The sequence below is a fragment of the Pseudomonas sp. 1L-B-1-E-C1 genome (genome assembly GCF_057291835.1).
In genome coordinates, this window is the sequence record NZ_JBXAWN010000011.1 from 252,811 (window position 1) to 268,812 (window position 16,002).

12 protein-coding genes are annotated in these 16,002 nt (G+C 61.2%); 7 read left to right on the forward strand and 5 right to left on the reverse strand.

What is annotated here, in order from left to right; all coding sequences use genetic code 11:
* The first annotated feature begins 66 nt into the window (after positions 1-66).
* Positions 67-924 (forward strand): xanthine dehydrogenase accessory protein XdhC, encoded by an 858-nt coding sequence (xdhC, locus tag AC0Z4S_RS20380; protein WP_485624380.1) that lies wholly within the window; start codon positions 67-69, stop codon positions 922-924.
* A gap of 13 nt (positions 925-937) precedes the next feature.
* A complete protein-coding gene (guaD, locus tag AC0Z4S_RS20385; RefSeq protein ID WP_485624381.1) occupies positions 938-2,242 on the forward strand; it encodes a guanine deaminase in 1,305 nt (434 codons plus the stop codon).
* Positions 2,243-2,399: 157 nt separating this feature from the next.
* Here guaD and AC0Z4S_RS20390 read toward each other — a convergent pair whose 3' ends face one another.
* On the reverse strand, positions 2,400-3,164 hold the full coding sequence (locus AC0Z4S_RS20390; protein ID WP_485624382.1) for a GntR family transcriptional regulator: 765 nt from the start codon (positions 3,162-3,164) through the stop codon (positions 2,400-2,402).
* A 354-nt stretch (positions 3,165-3,518) separates the two neighbouring features.
* Here AC0Z4S_RS20390 and AC0Z4S_RS20395 point away from each other — a divergent pair, with 354 nt between their 5' ends.
* A complete protein-coding gene (locus AC0Z4S_RS20395; RefSeq protein WP_485624383.1) occupies positions 3,519-4,709 on the forward strand; it encodes a benzoate/H(+) symporter BenE family transporter in 1,191 nt (396 codons plus the stop codon).
* 133 nt (positions 4,710-4,842) lie between these two features.
* Here AC0Z4S_RS20395 and AC0Z4S_RS20400 read toward each other — a convergent pair whose 3' ends face one another.
* Positions 4,843-5,187, reverse strand: coding sequence for a YggL family protein (locus AC0Z4S_RS20400; protein ID WP_016773843.1), 345 nt, complete (start codon positions 5,185-5,187; stop codon positions 4,843-4,845).
* 234 nt (positions 5,188-5,421) lie between these two features.
* On the opposite strand from AC0Z4S_RS20400, the gene dacB reads away from it, so the two are divergent.
* Positions 5,422-6,882 (forward strand): D-alanyl-D-alanine carboxypeptidase/D-alanyl-D-alanine endopeptidase, encoded by a 1,461-nt coding sequence (gene dacB / locus AC0Z4S_RS20405; RefSeq protein ID WP_253500633.1) that lies wholly within the window; start codon positions 5,422-5,424, stop codon positions 6,880-6,882.
* A 90-nt stretch (positions 6,883-6,972) separates the two neighbouring features.
* On the opposite strand, the gene AC0Z4S_RS20410 is transcribed toward dacB, so the two are convergent.
* Both AC0Z4S_RS20410 and rlmKL read right to left on the reverse strand, forming a co-directional pair.
* Positions 6,973-9,357 (reverse strand): sensor domain-containing diguanylate cyclase, encoded by a 2,385-nt coding sequence (locus AC0Z4S_RS20410; protein WP_485624384.1) that lies wholly within the window; start codon positions 9,355-9,357, stop codon positions 6,973-6,975.
* A gap of 145 nt (positions 9,358-9,502) precedes the next feature.
* Positions 9,503-11,773, reverse strand: coding sequence for a bifunctional 23S rRNA (guanine(2069)-N(7))-methyltransferase RlmK/23S rRNA (guanine(2445)-N(2))-methyltransferase RlmL (gene rlmKL, locus AC0Z4S_RS20415; protein WP_485624385.1), 2,271 nt, complete (start codon positions 11,771-11,773; stop codon positions 9,503-9,505).
* A gap of 530 nt (positions 11,774-12,303) precedes the next feature.
* On the opposite strand from rlmKL, the gene rmf reads away from it, so the two are divergent.
* Positions 12,304-12,519, forward strand: a complete 216-nt coding sequence (gene rmf / locus AC0Z4S_RS20420; protein ID WP_003223300.1) for a ribosome modulation factor — start codon at positions 12,304-12,306, stop codon at positions 12,517-12,519.
* A gap of 244 nt (positions 12,520-12,763) precedes the next feature.
* Here rmf and AC0Z4S_RS20425 read toward each other — a convergent pair whose 3' ends face one another.
* Positions 12,764-13,786, reverse strand: coding sequence for a quinone-dependent dihydroorotate dehydrogenase (locus tag AC0Z4S_RS20425; protein ID WP_460117789.1), 1,023 nt, complete (start codon positions 13,784-13,786; stop codon positions 12,764-12,766).
* A gap of 217 nt (positions 13,787-14,003) precedes the next feature.
* Between AC0Z4S_RS20425 and AC0Z4S_RS20430 the strand changes: the two genes are divergently transcribed.
* A complete protein-coding gene (locus AC0Z4S_RS20430) occupies positions 14,004-15,215 on the forward strand; it encodes a CmpA/NrtA family ABC transporter substrate-binding protein (RefSeq protein WP_485624386.1) in 1,212 nt (403 codons plus the stop codon).
* Positions 15,216-15,230: 15 nt separating this feature from the next.
* On the forward strand, positions 15,231-15,806 hold the full coding sequence (locus tag AC0Z4S_RS20435; protein ID WP_007916390.1) for an ANTAR domain-containing response regulator: 576 nt from the start codon (positions 15,231-15,233) through the stop codon (positions 15,804-15,806).
* Positions 15,807-16,002 lie beyond the last annotated feature (196 nt).

The window sequence follows — 16,002 nt, forward strand, 5'->3', positions numbered from 1 at the left end:
TGCCAATGTGGGAGCGAGCTTGCTCGCGAAGAGGCCGGCATAGACAACGAAGATGTCGAGGTGAACATGTACAACTGGATCGACGCCCTCGCCGACCTGCAGAACCAGGGCGAGCCCTGTGTGCTGGTGACGATCATCGAAGAACTCGGCTCGACGCCACGCAACGCCGGCTCGAAAATGGTCGTCAGCGCCGACCGCCTGTTCGATACCATCGGTGGCGGGCATCTGGAATTCAAAGCCATGCAGATCGCCCGCGAGATGCTCGCCAGCGGCAAGCAGGACACCCATCTGGAGCGCTTCAGCCTCGGCGCCAGCCTCGGCCAGTGCTGCGGCGGCGCCACCGTGTTGCTGTTCGAACCGATGGGCCAGGTGCAGGCGCAGATTGCCGTGTTCGGTGCCGGTCATGTCGGTCGCGCCCTCGTGCCGCTGCTCGCCAGCCTGCCCTGCCGGGTGCGCTGGATCGACTCGCGCGAAGCCGAGTTCCCCGAACACATTCCCCACGGCGTGCGTAAAATCGTCAGCGAAGAACCGGTGGATGAAGTCGATGACCTGCCCGCCGGCAGCTACTGCATCGTCATGACCCACAACCATCAGCTCGACCTGGAGCTGACCGCCGCAATTCTCAAGCGCAACGATTTCACCTGGTTCGGCCTGATCGGCTCGAAAACCAAACGCGCCAAATTCGAACACCGCCTGCGCGATCGTGGTTTCGACCCGAGCGTGGTGCAACGCATGCGTTGCCCGATGGGCATCGGCGAAGTCAAAGGCAAATTGCCTGTGGAAATCGCCATCTCCATCGCCGGCGAAATCATCGCCACCTATAACGCCAGTTTCGGCCAGCACAGCGCCCGCGCCGAACCGATTGCCCGACTGCTGCCCGCCTCGCGCCGCAGTCAGGCGGCCAAACTCAAAGCCTCAAACTGATTAGAGAACCCTCATGCCTCTGACTCGCAAAGCCTACCGCGCCGCCATCCTGCACAGCATTGCCGACCCCGCCGAGGTCGGCATCGAAGCCTCCTATGAATATTTCGAGGATGGCCTGCTGGTGGTCGATGACGGCAAGATCAGCGCCGTCGGCCACGCCAGCGAACTGCTGCCAACCCTGCCGGCGGATATCGAGATCAACCATTATCAGGATGCGCTGATCACCCCGGGCTTTATCGATACGCACATTCACCTGCCGCAAACCGGCATGGTCGGCGCCTACGGCGAGCAACTGCTCGACTGGCTGAACACCTACACCTTCCCCTGCGAAAGCCAGTTTGGCGACAAGGCCCACGCCGACGAAGTGGCCGACATCTTCATCAAGGAACTGCTGCGCAACGGCACCACCACCGCGCTGGTGTTCGGCAGCGTGCACCCGCAATCGGTGAATTCGTTTTTCGAAGCCGCCGAGAAGCTTGACCTGCGCATGATCGCCGGCAAGGTGATGATGGACCGCAATGCCCCGGACTACCTGGTCGATACCGCCGAGTCCAGCTACGTCGACAGCAAGGCGCTGATCGAGCGCTGGCACGGCAAGGGCCGGTTGCACTATGCGGTGACGCCGCGCTTCGCCCCCACCAGCACCCCGGAACAACTGGCCCTCGCCGGGCAACTGCTGACTGAATATCCGGATCTGTACATGCAGACCCACATCAGCGAAAACCTCAAGGAAATCGAGTGGGTCAAAGAGCTGTTCCCGGAGCGCAAGGGCTACCTCGACGTCTACGATCACTACCAGTTGCTCGGCGAGCGCTCGGTGTTCGCTCACGGCGTGCATCTGTGTGACGACGAATGCGCGCGGCTGGCGGAAACCGGCTCGGCGGTCTCGTTCTGCCCGACCTCGAACCTGTTCCTCGGCAGCGGCCTGTTCAACCTGCCGATGGCCGAGAAGCACAAGCTCAATGTCGGCCTCGGCACCGACGTCGGCGGCGGCACCAGTTTCTCGCTGCTGCAGACGCTGAACGAAGCTTACAAGGTGATGCAACTGCAGGGCGCGCGGTTGAGCCCGTTCAAGTCGCTGTATCTGGCGACGCTGGGTGGCGCGCGGGCGCTGCGTCTGGAAGATAAAATTGGCAATCTGCAACCGGGCAGTGACGCCGACTTCCTGGTGCTGGATTACAACGCCACGCCGCTGCTCAGCTATCGCTTGAAGCAGTCCAAGAACATTGCCGAGACGTTGTTCGTGCTGATGACGCTGGGGGATGACCGCACCGTGGCGCAGACGTATGCAGCTGGGTCGCTGGTGCATCAGCGCTAAGCCTTTTCCAAGGCATAAAAAATCCTCCGGTGGTGCACGCCCCGGGGGATTTTTGTTGGCGGTCAGATTGTCTTCGCGAGCAGGCTCGCTCCCACCTTTGAAATGCATTCCCCTGTGGGAGCGAGCCTGCTCGCGAAAGCCGCGACTCGGTTTCAGATCAGAGCTTGGCGCTCGAGCGCCCCGGCTTTTTGGTCTGCAACAAATGCGAGAACACCGCATGCAGATCATCCGACGCACCTTCCTCGTCGAGGTTGAGCTTGCTGTCGATGTGATCCATGTGATGCATCATCAGGTTCACCGCCAACTCGCCGTCGCGCTTCTCGATCGCGTCGATCAGTTGAGTGTGTTCGTCGTACGAGCAGTGCGAACGGTTGCCGCTTTCATACTGGGCAATGATCAGCGAAGTCTGCGAAACCAGGCTGCGCTGGAAGCTGATCAACGGTGCGTTCATCGCCGCTTCCGCCAGTTTCAGGTGGAATTCGCCTGACAGACGAATACCGGCGCCGCGATCGCCACGGGAGAAACTGTCGCGTTCGTCATTGACCATCTGCCGCAGTTCGGCGATCTGCTCGGCGGTGGCGTGTTGCACGGCCAATTCGGTAATGGCGCGTTCGACCAGACGCCGGGCCAGGAAAACCTGACGCGCCTCTTCAACGCTCGGGCTGGCGACCACCGCGCCACGGTTCGGCCGCAACAGCACCACGCCTTCATGGGCCAGACGCGACAGCGCGCGGCGAATGATGGTGCGGCTGACCCCGAAGATTTCCCCCAGCGCTTCTTCGCTCAATTTGGTGCCGGGCGCCAGACGCTGTTCGAGGATGGCCTCGAAGATATGCGCGTAGACAATATCGTCCTGGGTCCCGCTGCGGCCGGCTTTGCCTGGTCGCGGTTGTTTCTTGAGGGGTTGCAACTGTTCGTTCATGGGCACTCGAGTCGGGAAAACTGCGGCGAATAGACCGCGACTGTAATACGGCACAGTAGGTCGCTGGCAAGTATCGCGTAAAAAACAGCGCGATTGTACACAATGAATGGTGGCAACACGACTGTACGGCTGTTTGCGCCTGCGGCTGTATTGCAACGATTCGTAAGGTTTGAGTTTAGGCTTGATCGCAGAATCCGCTGCTTTAACACCACCGGCCCTGTAGGAGCTGCCGAAGGCCGCGATCTTTTGATCTTGCTTCTCAAAATCAAAGTCAAAAGATCGCGGCCTTCGGCAGCTCCTACAGGGATTCGTGTTGAGGCGGACATCTCCATTGGTATAAGGAACACCGCCGTCATGACCGACGCCACCCACGCCCGCCTGCGCCCTCTGGCCGACACTTCGCCTTCCGCCATCGTCGCCGGTTTCATCGCGATGATGACCGGCTACACCAGTTCGCTGGTGCTGATGTTCCAGGCCGGGCAAGCGGCCGGGCTGAGCAGCGGGCAAATTTCCTCGTGGATCTGGGCGATCTCGATCGGCATGGCGGTGTGCTCGATCGGCCTGTCGCTGCGCTATCGCACACCGATCACCATTGCCTGGTCGACCCCCGGCGCGGCGTTGCTGATCACCAGCCTGGGCGGCGTCAGTTACGGCGAGGCGATCGGCGCCTACATTACCTGCGCGGTACTGGTGACGATCTGCGGCCTGACCGGCAGCTTCGAACGGCTGGTGAAAAAGATCCCGGCCTCTTTGGCGGCAGCTCTGCTGGCAGGGATTCTGTTCAAGATTGGCAGCGAAATCTTCGTCGCCGCGCAACACCGTACCGGGCTGGTGCTGGGGATGTTCTTCACCTATCTGCTGGTCAAACGCCTGTCGCCACGCTATGCCGTGCTCGCGGCGCTGCTGATCGGCACTGCGCTGTCGGGCTTTATGGGGTTGCTGGATTTCAACGGCTTTCACCTGGAGGTGGCCACCCCGGTCTGGACCACGCCGCACTTCTCCCTCGCCGCGACCATCAGCATCGGTATTCCGCTGTTCGTGGTGGCGATGACCTCGCAGAACATGCCCGGCATCGCCGTGCTGCGTGCCGATGGCTATAACGTCCCGGCCTCGCCACTGATCACCACCACCGGCATCGCCTCGCTGTTGCTGGCGCCGTTCGGCTCCCACGGCATCAACCTCGCGGCGATCAGCGCGGCGATCTGCACCGGCCCGCATGCCCATGAAGATCGCAACAAGCGCTACACCGCAGCGGTGTGGTGCGGGGTGTTCTACGGGATTGCCGGGGTGTTCGGAGCGACGTTGGCGGCCCTGTTTGCCGCGCTGCCGAAAGAACTGGTGCTGTCGATTGCCGCGCTCGCACTGTTCGGCTCGATCATCAATGGTTTGAGCATCGCCATGAGCGAGGCGAAGGAACGGGAAGCAGCGTTGATCACCTTTATGGTCACCGCGTCGGGGCTGACGCTGTTTTCCATTGGCTCGGCGTTCTGGGGGATCGTTGCGGGGGTGGTGACGCTGGTGATTTTGAATTGGCGTAAAGCCTAGAAGCAAAGATCGCAGCCTTCGGCAGCTCCTACAGGAGACCGCGTTCCCCTGTAGGAGCTGACGAGTGCAACGAGGCTGCGATCTTTTGATCGACGAAAAAAAACGGCGACCCGAAGGTCGCCGTTTTTCAGTATCACTTCGCCGCGTTGATCGGCTTTTCCGGATACCACACGTCCAGCAGCGGGCTGACTTCGTATTTGGTCAGCTCGGAGCGGTTTTTCAGCCAGGCTTCAACGGCAGCGCGCTGCTCTTCGTTGACCGAGCCACGCTTCTGCAGGCATACCAGACCGAAGTCGTCGCCGCCAACATAACCCAGACCGTTGGCTTCCATGGCTTCTTTGATGAATGCTTCGAGGAAAGCGTCAATGGCTTCTTCGGACAAGTCTTCTTTGAAGTCCAGGTTCAGTTCGAAACCCAGCTCTTGAAATTCATCAACGCACAGTTTTTTGCGCAGACGCTGGGAACGGTTAGTCGCCATTGGAACAATCCTCTTAAGTAATAACGGCCGGCACTTTACCAGTTTAAGCCGGCGATTGCCCGACTCTCTGGCCGCTGCGGCCGACCGCCTGTAAAAAAATAACCGATTGGCCGTCCTCGATACGGCACAAGCCGTAACAGCTTGGGGCATAATGCCGACACTTTCATGACCACTGAGGGCCTTTTCATCCATGTCCTCGTCTTTTTCCCCCTCTTTTGCAGGGTTTTATTGCATATGATCAAATCGTTGCGTCCACTGTTTCTCGCCGGCCTTCTTCTGCCTCTGGCCCTGCCTGTCTCCGCTGCCACCATCAACACTTCCCTTACCCCGAACGTCGAAAAAGCCCTCAAGGCCAGCAAGCTGCAGCCCACCGCGCTGTCGCTGGTGATGGTGCCGCTCGACGGTCCGGGCACGCCGACCGTGTACAACGCCGACGTCTCGGTCAATCCGGCCTCGACGATGAAACTGGTCACCACTTACGCGGCGCTGGAAATGCTCGGCCCCAACCATCAGTGGAAAACCGAGTTCTACACCGATGGCGACCTCAGCGGCGGCATCCTCAACGGCAACCTGTACCTCAAGGGTGGCGGTGACCCGAAGCTGAACATGGAAAAACTCTGGCTGCTGATGCGCGACCTGCGCGCCAACGGCGTGACCCAGATCACCGGCGATCTGATCCTCGACCGCAATTTCTTCGTGCAGCCGCAATTGCCGGAATTCAACGATGACGGCAACGACGACAACAAGCCGTTCCTGGTCAAGCCCGATTCGTTGCTGGTCAACCTCAAGGCCCTGCGCTTCGTTGCGCGCAATGACGGGGGCCGGGTGTTGATTTCGGTGGAACCGCCGATTGCCAGCATTCGCATCGAGAACACCGTCAAGGCGCTGCCCTCCAAGCAATGCACCGGCGGCGTGCGCTACAACCCGGTGCCGCAGGCCGATGGCAGCGTGACCGTGACCGTTGGCGGCCAATTGGGCGAAGGCTGCAGTTCACAGACTTACCTGTCGCTGCTCGACCACGCGACCTACACCGCCGGCGCCGTGCGCGCGATCTGGAAGGAACTGGGCGGCAGTATCCAGGGCAAGGATCGTCTGGCGCCAACGCCGAGCAGCGCCAAGTTGCTCGCCCGCGCGTACTCGCCGGATCTGGCCGAGATCATCCGCGACATCAACAAATACAGTAACAACACCATGGCTCAGCAGCTGTTCCTCAGCCTTGGCCAGCGTTTTCGCAACGATGCCGACGGTGATGACGCCCGGGCGGCGCAGCGCGTAGTGCGTCAGTGGCTGGCGAAGAAAGGCATTACCGCGCCGCATCTGGTGATGGAGAACGGCTCTGGCCTGTCGCGGGCCGAGCGGGTCAGCGCACGTGAAATGGCCAACATGCTGCAGGCCGCCTGGCACAGTCCGTATGCCGCCGAATACATCAGTTCGCTGCCGATTGCCGGTACCGACGGCACCATGCGCAAACGTCTGAAAACCACGGCGATGCGCGGCGAAGCCCACGTCAAGACCGGTACTCTGAACACCGTGCGCGCGATCGCCGGGTTCAGCCGTGACGTCAACGGCAACACTTGGGCAGTGGTTGCGATCCTCAACGACAAGGCCCCGTTTGGCGCCTCGTCGGTGCTCGATCAGGTGCTGCTGGATCTGTACAAACAGCCGAAACTGCCGCAGACCGCTTCGGTCTTGTAACCCTCCAAAGCAAAAGATCGCAGCCTTCGGCAGCTCCTACAGGTGTCCGCATAACCCTGTAGGAGCTGCCGAAGGCTGCGATCTTTTGATCTAACCTAACTCCCGCTCAACCCGATCCCGGCCATTCTGCTTCGCCGCATAAACCCCTGAGTCCGCGCGCAACAGCAACGCATCCGCGCCCTCCCCCGGGCGCCAGCTGGCGATGCCGAAACTGGCGGTGACCACGCCAACCACGTCCACCGGCGTGCTGCGCAGGCCTTCCCACAATTCCATTGCCAGCATGTACGCGTGCTCGCCGTCGATGTCCGGGCACAGCACCATGAACTCTTCGCCGCCCAAGCGGCAGAACACGTCGGTGCGGCGCAGGCGATGGCCGATCCGCTCGCACACCGCTTGCAGCACACGGTCGCCGACGGCGTGGCCGTAGTGATCGTTGATGCGTTTGAAATGGTCGATGTCGAGCATGATCACCGACAACTCGCCGCCGCCACGCTCGACCCGAGCCATTTCGGTGGTCAGGCGCTCCTGAAAATAGCGGCGGTTGTGAATGCCGGTCAGCGAATCGGTGATCGACAATGCACGCAATTCTTCTTCCACGCGCTTGAGGTCGGAAATGTCCGAGATGTAGCCGTGCCACAGCACCCCGCCACCCGGCAGCTCCTCCGGTGTCGCCTCGCCGCGCACCCAGCGCAGGCCGCGTTCAGGCAGTTGCACGCGGTACTCCTCACGCCACGGGCTGAGATTTTCCGCCGACTCGCGGATTGAGCTGCGCACACGAATCGCGTCCTGCGGGTGAATGCGGCTGAAAATTGCCTCGGAGTCGAGCAGCAGGACATCCGGCTCCAGTTCGTAGATCTCGCGAATGCCATCGCTGGCATAGATCACGCTGAAGCGCCCGTCGAATTCCATCTTGAATTGGTAGATGCCACCGGGAACATGGGCGCTGAGCTTCTTCAGCAACGTGTCGCGTGCTGCCAGCACTTCGTGCACACGCTTGCGCTCGGTGATGTCGATGCAGATCGCCAGGTGGCCGACCCACAGGCCCTGCTCATCCAGCACCGGCGTGGCGAGCATGTTCACTGGCAGATGACTGCCATCGCTGCGCACCAGCGTCCACTCGCGTGCTTCATGGCCGCCGACTTCGCCGCCCTCGACAAGCATGGCGTGGCAGGTCGGGATGCTTTTTCCGTAACGGGCACCCAACTCGGCAGCACGGGCGGCCAGTTCCCGAGGCAAATGCAGGTTTTCCAGGGTCATCCGCCCGACGACCTCGGCGCTGCTGTAGCCCAGCATCTGCTCGGCGCCGGGGTTGAAGGTGTTGATCACACCGCGCAGATCGGTGGCGATGATGGCGACCTGAGTGGCGGCATTCAACACGCCGCGCAACTGGCCATGAGTACCGCGCAGTTCCTGCTCGCGCTCGTGCAGTTCCTGGGTGCGCACCTGCACCAGGCGCACCGCACGCTGACGCTGACTCACCAGCACGTACAGCAATGCGCTGAGCAGCAGGCTGAGCAAACCGCCCAGAATGATCACGCTACCCACCGAAGAATGATTGGCTTGCATGAACGCGTAGCTTGGCAGGATATCGACCTGATAGTCGTGATCGGCCATGCGCAGCAAACGCGTCGCCGCCAGATCGCCGGGTACCGCCTCGTTGGTCGATTCGAACAGCGCCTCGTGCTGGTCATGGACCGACAGATCGAGAATGCGCACCGACAGATAATCGTGCAAGGCGTCCGGCAACCCGTCGGCGAGCAATTGACGCATGCTGATCACCGCCATGACATAACCGAACGGCTGCGACTCGCCCTGGCGATTGACCGGCGCCAGCAACAACACCCCACGCGCGTAGGACGGCTCGATTCCGACCAGATGCATCGGTTGCGACACGACCAGACTGCCGAGGCGGTCGGCGCGTTGCAGGGTTTCGCGGCGCAAGGGTTGGGCGAGCAAGTCATAACCCAGTGGCGGCGCCAGTCGACTCTGGGTCTGGGTATAGAGAACCGGCACGTATTCGTCGCGCGACTCGGCCAGTCGCAACTCGCCCTTGTCGTCCAGCTCGCGAATGGTAAAGGTGCTCAGGCCTTCTTCACGCACCCGTTGTTCAAAAGCAGTCCGGTCGGCGCCGCTGACTATCGGGGCGTAGGTATAAGCTTGGGTGCGCAACAACAAAGGTCGGGAGTAGCCGTCGAATTCGGCGCGCGACACCGATTCGGAGTTGGTGAAGAACCGGCGCAGACCGTCGAGACGTTGCTCCTGATCCTGAAAGCGTTCGGCGATGCGGCTGTAGCGTTCGTTGGCCAGCAGTTGAAAGCGCTGACGCGATTGTTGCTGGAACTGGTTATGTGTGCCCCACGCCAGCAGCCCGGTGAGAATTCCACCCGCAAGCCATACCAGCAACACGACCAGCCAGGCTGACACGTCTTCGCTGATGAAACCGAGGATTTTCGGGCGCACGGGGTGCAACGGCATAAGCACGACTCACTCCGCCAGATTCCCGGGAAAGACCCCATTGGCGGTGTGTGAGTTATAGCTATTAGCCACTAATTTAGCCAGCACCGCTGGATCCACCGAGCCGTTAAAAATCAACGCTCTGTGGATCCAACCGGCAAGACTGTCAACGAGCCGTGATTTTCCAGGCGCGATGGATCTTGGTATTGCGGGCGAAATCCGGATCAATGGTCTGCGCGCTGATTTCCTCCACCGCATAGCGCTCGGCGAGGTTCTCTTCCAGTTGGAACTTGCGGAAGTTGTTGGAGAAATACAGCACGCCACCCGGCGCCAGACGCGCCATCGCCAGGTCGAGCAACTGCACCTGATCGCGTTGCACGTCGAAGATGCCTTCCATGCGCTTGGAGTTGGAGAACGTCGGCGGGTCGATGAAGATCAGGTCGTACTCGTCGCGACTGCTTTCCAGCCACGCCATGACGTCGCCCTGCTCCAGACGGTTCTTGTCCGAGAAGCCGTTCAGCGACAGATTGCGCCGGGCCCAATCCAGGTAGGTCTTCGACAAATCGACGCTGGTGGTGCTGCGCGCGCCGCCCTTGGCCGCGTGCACGCTGGCGGTCGCGGTGTAGCAGAACAGATTGAGGAAGCGCTTGCCGGCCGCCTCTTTCTGAATGCGCATGCGCATCGGCCGGTGATCGAGGAACAGGCCGGTGTCGAGGTAGTCAGTGAGGTTGACCAGCAGCTTCACGCCACCTTCATTGACCTCGACGAACTTGCCCTGCGCAGCCTGACGCTCGTACTGCTTGGTGCCGCTCTGGCGCTCGCGGCGCTTGACCACCACGCGGTTCTTGTCGACGTTCAACGCCTGCGGAATGGCCGCCAGCGCATCGAACATACGCGCCGAGGCTTTTTCCGGGTCGATGGATTTCGGCGCGGCGTATTCCTGAACGTGCACCCAGTCGTGGTACAGGTCGATCGCCATTGCGTATTCCGGCATATCGGCATCGTAAACGCGGTAACAATCGATGCCTTCGCGCTTGACCCACTTGCCCATCGCCTTGAGATTCTTTTGCAGACGGTTGGCAAACATCTGCCCGCCTTCGCTCAGGCGCGGCTGCTCGATCACCGGCGCCGGGACTGGGGTTGGCTTGATCGGGTTGCCGTTCTTGTTGAACTTGCGCTCTTGCGGCTCGTCGGGGGTCTGGTCGTAAGCCGCTTGCTCGCGCTCGGCCTGGCGCTGTTCCGGGGTGCGCCGCTCGCCAGTAACGAACTGATCGGGCAAAACCTTGATCAGCAACAGCTTGCACGGCAGCGCGCCGTTCCAGAACGAATACTGTTTGTGGCTGCGAATGCCCATGCGCTTGCCCAGATCCGGCGCGCCGGTGAACACCGCCGCTTCCCAGTTCAGGCAGGCCTGACGCAGACGCTCGCCGAGGTTCTGGTAGAGATAAAGCAGGCTGGCTTCGTCACCGAGACGCTCACCGTACGGCGGGTTGCAGATCACCAGACCTTTCTGGTTCTGATCCGGGCGCGGCTCGAAGGTCGCCACTTCGCCCTGGTAGATCTTGATCCACTCGCTGAGGCCGGCGCGCTCAACGTTGTTGCGACCCGGCTGAATCAGGCGCGGATCGGCTTCATAACCACGAATCCACAACGGGGGCTTGGCCAGACCGGCAGCGGCGCGCTCGACGGCTTCTTCGTGAAGTTTTTTCCACAGCGCCGGCACGTGACCGAGCCACGCGGTAAAGCCCCACTGCTCGCGGCGCAGGTTCGGCGCCATGTCGGCGGCGATCATCGCCGCTTCAACGAGGAACGTACCGACACCGCACATCGGGTCAGCGAGCGCGCCGCCCTCGGCGGCAATACGCGGCCAGCCGGAACGGATCAGGATGGCCGCCGCGAGGTTTTCCTTCAGCGGCGCCGCGCCCTGCTGCAAGCGATAGCCGCGCTGGTGCAGGCTGTGGCCGGAGAGGTCGAGGGACAGAATCGCTTCGCCGCGGTCCAGACGCAGGTGAATGCGCAGGTCCGGATTGAGCTTGTCGATCGACGGACGGTCGCCCTGCGGGGTGCGCAGTTTGTCGACGATGGCGTCTTTGACTTTCAGCGCGCCGAAGTGGGTGTTGTCGATGCCCGAGCCGTGGCCGCTGAATTCGACGGCCAGGGTCCCGTCGCTGAGCATGTGATCCTGCCAGTCGATGTCGAGCACGCCGTGGTAGAGGTCTTCAGCGTCCTTCATCGGGAAACGCTTGAGCACCAGCAACACCCGGTTAGCCAGGCGCGACCAGAGGCACAGGCGGTAGGCGGTTTCCATGGTTGCCATGCCACGCACGGCGGAGGTGTGCTCGCGCGCTTCTTCAAGGCCAAGCCCGACGGCTTCCTCGATGAGCAGGCCTTCAAGGCCTTTGGGGCAAGTGAGGAAGAGTTCGAAACGATCGGACATGGTAATTCCAGAGCCTTTGGCTAGTGGGCCGGCAACGCATTGCCGACCCGGTTTTCAATCAGGCGCTTTTCTGAAAGAGCGCCCGCGTGGCACGAAGGTGTGCCGTTCCATCCCCGCTGCTCGGGTTAAAAGAGCTTAGATGCCGGGACAGATAAAAAAGTTGGTGAAACAAAAAGACCCAAAGCGACCCTTCGTCGAATAGTACCCAAGCGCAAACGTGGGTCATTCTCACTTGAGGATTAACCTGCTGGGTCAGCGGGGCGCCGATCATACCGGGGTTTGCGCAATGATCGTTGAATAAATACGCGGTTACTTATCGCCATAGCATCCTTTCCGTTACGTGCTTATGACAAAACGATCATTCCCTCGATGTGACTCATTGGTTAGAACTGAGCACAGGTTGACGTCGCAACGGCGTCAACACCTTGGCTCGCCACGCCGGCAGCGAGCCGCACGATGGCAGGTTTTTTCTGCCAGACCTCAATTGAGGTCAACGCGACACTACAGTCAACAAGTGAGGGAAACACCCTATGAGAAGACTTAAGCGTGATCCGTTGGAAAGAGCATTTTTGCGCGGATATCAATATGGCGTTGGTGGCAAATCCCGTGAGCTTTGCCCATTTACTCTACCGTCGGTACGTCAAGCCTGGATCAACGGCTGGCGAGAAGGACGCGGCGACAACTGGGACGGTATGACCGGCACTGCGGGAATCCACAGACTCAACGAACTTCACGCCGTCGGCTGACACAGGGCATTTATTCCGACACGACAATCTGAATCTGCATTGAATTAACCACGCACGTCCCTCCCGGACGGCGGGCTACGGCCCAGGGGCTCCTTCGAGGAGCCCTTTTTATTGCCTGAAGATTTTGTGCCGCACACAGAACCTGTAGGAGCTGCCGAAGGCTGCGATCTTTTGATCTTGTCTTTTCAAATCAAGATCAAGATCAAAAGATCGCAGCCTTCGGCAGCTCCTACGGGAACCGGTGTTATTTGCGCAACGCGGCGATCGCATCCACCGATTCGCGAATCAGCGCCGGGCCTTTATAGATGAAGCCCGAATAGATCTGCACCAGGCTCGCGCCGGCAGTGATTTTCTCCGCCGCGTGCTTGCCTTCGGTAATCCCGCCCGCGGCAATGATCGGCAAACGCCCGGCCAACTCGCCCGCCAGCACTTTCACGGTGTTGGTGCTCTTCTCACGCACCGGCGCCCCCGACAGACCGCCCGCCTCGTCGCCATGTTCCATGCCTTCGACGCCGACACGGCTCAGGGTGGTGTTGGTGGCGATCACCGCGTCCATCCCGGTTTCGATCAGCGCCTGGGCAACCTGCGCGGTTTCTTCGTCGGTCATGTCCGGGGCGATCTTGATCGCCAGTGGCACATGCTTGCCGTGACGCAGGGCCAGTTCGGCGCGGCGCGTCGCCAGATCCGCGAGCAATTGCTTGAGCGAATCACCGAACTGCAGGCTGCGCAGGCCCGGGGTGTTTGGCGAGCTGACGTTGACGGTGACGTAGCTGGCGTGGGCGTAGACCTTGTCCAGGCAGATCAGGTAATCATCGACCGCACGCTCGACCGGGGTGTCGAAGTTCTTGCCGATATTGATCCCCAGCACGCCCTTGTATTTCGCCGCAGCAACCCGCGCCAGCAGGTTATCCACACCGAGGTTGTTGAAACCCATGCGGTTGATGATCGCCTCGGCTTCCGGCAGGCGGAAGATTCGCGGTTTCGGATTGCCCGGCTGCGGACGCGGAGTGACGGTGCCGATTTCGACAAAACCGAAACCCAGTTGCGCAAAGCCATCGATGGCCGCGCCGTTCTTGTCCAGACCAGCGGCCAGCCCCACCGGGTTCGGGAACTCCAGCCCCATCACTGTCACCGGCATCTTCGCCGGCGCCTTGCACAGCAAGCCGTTAAGGCCCAAACGCCCACCCGCGCCGATCAGATCCAGCGACAGATCGTGGGAGGTTTCCGGGGAAAGTTTGAACAACAGCTGACGGGCCAGGGTGTACATGGGCGGCAATGACTCGGGCGGCGAAAAGAGGCGGCGATTATAGCCGGGCATCGCCCCCCGGCGCGAGGCGCCTGCACGAATCAGGCGACTGGCATATGCCTTGCACCGGCCTGCCTATCAGTCTGCCGACCAATGACGGCGCGCAGGCCAGGACAATGGCGTCGTCCACGGGTTTGCCTGCGCAGAATCCGGGACGACGTTTTTTTTGAGGTAGCGTATGAACGAAACGTCCTTGGGGCCTCTGGCCTGGGTCAATGGCAGCGATGCGCCAGAAAAGAGCGCGATCAATCTCGGCTTCATGGCACTGAGCGACTGCGCCTCGGTGGTGGTCGCCGCCACCCAGGGCTTCGCCCAGCCCTACGGGCTGACGCTGAACCTCAAGCGGCAGGCGTCGTGGGCCAACCTGCGCGACCAACTGGTCAGCGGCGAACTGGATGCCGCGCACAGCCTGTACGGGCTGATTTATGCGGTGCACCTGGGCATCGGCGGGATCGCCCCGACCGACATGACGGTGCTGATGGGCCTGAACCAGAATGGCCAGAGCCTGAACCTGTCCCATGGCTTGCAACAGGCTGGCGTGAACAGTCCTGAAGCGCTCGACCGGCACGTGCACCAAAGCCGCGCAAAACTGACCTTTGCCCAGACCTTCCCCACCGGCACTCACGCGATGTGGCTTTATTACTGGCTCGCGAGCCAGGGCATTCATCCGTTGCAGGACGTCGACAGCGTGGTGGTGCCGCCGCCACAAATGGTGGCGCACCTGCAAGCCGGGCGCATCGACGGCTTTTGCGTCGGCGAGCCGTGGGCGGCCAGCGCCGTGCAACAGGATCTCGGCTTCACCTTGGCGACCAGCCAGAGCATCTGGCCCGACCACCCGGAAAAAGTCCTCGGCTGCACCCGTGAATTCGTCGAGCAGTATCCCAACACCGCGCGCGCCCTGGTCATGGCCATTCTCGAGGCCAGCCGCTTTATTGAAGAAAGCCCGGAAAACCGCCGCAGCACCGCACAATTGCTCAGCGCTGCGGAATACCTCGACACTCCCGCCGCGTGCATCGAACCGCGCTTTATGGGCGACTACGCCGATGGCCTCGGCAATCGCTGGCAGGATCCGCATGCGCTGCGTTTTCATGGCGAGGGCGAGGTCAATCTTCCCTACCTTTCCGACGGCATGTGGTTCATGACCCAATTCCGTCGCTGGGGTCTGTTGCGCGAGGATCCGGACTATCTGGCCGTCGCCCGTCAGGTTCAACGTCTGGATCTGTACCGCGAGGCAGCGAGTGCTGTCGGTGTCGCGACTTCCTGCGCAGACCTGCGCAGCAGCCAGTTGCTCGACGGCAAGGTCTGGGACGGCAGCGATCCGGCGGGCTATGCACGCAGTTTCAAACTGCATGCCCTGAACGACGCCGCCCCGCTTCTCGCCCAGCGCTGACAGGAGACCGCGAACATGTTGCGCATTCTGCTGATCAACGACACCGCGAAAAAAGTCGGCCGCCTGAAAGCGGCGCTGACCGAGGCCGGCTTCGAAGTGATCGACGAGTCCGGCCTGACCATCGACTTGCCCGCGCGCGTCGAAACGGTGCGCCCGGACGTGATCCTGATCGATACCGAGTCACCGAGCCGCGATGTCATGGAGCAAGTGGTGCTGGTCAGCCGCGACCAGCCACGGCCGATCGTGATGTTTACCGACGAACATGACCCAGGGGTGATGCGTCAGGCGATCAAGTCCGGGGTCAGCGCCTACATCGTCGAAGGCATTCACGCACAGCGTCTGCAGCCGATACTCGATGTGGCGATGGCGCGCTTCGAGAGCGACCAGGCCTTGCGCGCGCAATTGCAGGCCCGTGACCAGCAACTGGCCGAGCGCAAGCGCATCGAACTGGCCAAGGGGTTGTTGATGAAGATGAAGGACTGCAACGAAGAGGAGGCCTACACCCTGATGCGCCGCCAGGCCATGAGCCGCCAGCAGAAGCTGATTCAAGTGGCAGAGCAGATCATTGCCATGAGCGAGTTGCTGGGCTGACCCTTGTGCTGAAAAATCAAAAGCCCCCCTCACCCTAGCCCTCTCCCTGTATGTACCGGACACATGGTGGACAGGTGTTCGGAGACATGGTGGACACTTTCTAATAGGCACATTGCTCATCATCAAGGAGATGACCTGTGTCCTGGCAAGAGGCATCCACCATGCAACTTCGTACAGAGTTTGTGCATTTGGCTCG

Bases quoted from the DNA above. Each gene is read 5' to 3' on its own strand.
- xdhC (WP_485624380.1), top strand. From the start codon at position 67: ATGTACAACTGGATCGACGCCCTCGCCGACCTGCAGAACCAGGGCGAG.
- guaD (WP_485624381.1), top strand. From the start codon at position 938: ATGCCTCTGACTCGCAAAGCCTACCGCGCCGCCATCCTGCACAGCATT.
- AC0Z4S_RS20390 (WP_485624382.1), bottom strand. From the start codon at position 3,164: ATGAACGAACAGTTGCAACCCCTCAAGAAACAACCGCGACCAGGCAAA.
- AC0Z4S_RS20395 (WP_485624383.1), top strand. From the start codon at position 3,519: ATGACCGACGCCACCCACGCCCGCCTGCGCCCTCTGGCCGACACTTCG.
- AC0Z4S_RS20400 (WP_016773843.1), bottom strand. From the start codon at position 5,187: ATGGCGACTAACCGTTCCCAGCGTCTGCGCAAAAAACTGTGCGTTGAT.
- dacB (WP_253500633.1), top strand. From the start codon at position 5,422: ATGATCAAATCGTTGCGTCCACTGTTTCTCGCCGGCCTTCTTCTGCCT.
- AC0Z4S_RS20410 (WP_485624384.1), bottom strand. From the start codon at position 9,357: ATGCCGTTGCACCCCGTGCGCCCGAAAATCCTCGGTTTCATCAGCGAA.
- rlmKL (WP_485624385.1), bottom strand. From the start codon at position 11,773: ATGTCCGATCGTTTCGAACTCTTCCTCACTTGCCCCAAAGGCCTTGAA.
- rmf (WP_003223300.1), top strand. From the start codon at position 12,304: ATGAGAAGACTTAAGCGTGATCCGTTGGAAAGAGCATTTTTGCGCGGA.
- AC0Z4S_RS20425 (WP_460117789.1), bottom strand. From the start codon at position 13,786: ATGTACACCCTGGCCCGTCAGCTGTTGTTCAAACTTTCCCCGGAAACC.
- AC0Z4S_RS20430 (WP_485624386.1), top strand. From the start codon at position 14,004: ATGAACGAAACGTCCTTGGGGCCTCTGGCCTGGGTCAATGGCAGCGAT.
- AC0Z4S_RS20435 (WP_007916390.1), top strand. From the start codon at position 15,231: ATGTTGCGCATTCTGCTGATCAACGACACCGCGAAAAAAGTCGGCCGC.